The organism is Cellulomonas sp. GbtcB1 (assembly GCF_019091725.1).
Taxonomy (GTDB): Bacteria; Actinomycetota; Actinomycetes; order Actinomycetales; family Cellulomonadaceae; genus Cellulomonas.
Genome location: NZ_JAGXJG010000702.1, coordinates 1 through 230 on the forward strand (window position 1 = coordinate 1; position 230 = coordinate 230).

Here is a 230-nt window from a genome sequence, read left to right on the forward strand (position 1 = left end):
GGAGACCGCCGGCCGGCTCGCACCTGGCGGCCGGGTGCCGGACCTGTCCCTCAACCTCGGCGGGGCGCCCGTGTTCTCGCTGGAGCCCGCCGCGACGCTCGGCGAGGGCGTCGAGCGCGCGGCGGACCTCGGGTTCACGGACGTGGGGGTGCACTGGCCGCGCGCCGAGGGGGTCTACGCGGGGTCCGGGGACGTGCTGACCGAGGGGCTGTCCCGCCTGGGGCGGTGAC

At 78.7% G+C, this 230-nt stretch carries 1 pseudogene; it reads left to right on the top strand.

Features of this window, described 5'->3' with window-relative positions:
* Positions 1 to 229: pseudogene (locus KVT14_RS21880) on the top strand (LLM class flavin-dependent oxidoreductase); the annotation flags it as partial.
* Position 230 lies beyond the last annotated feature (1 nt).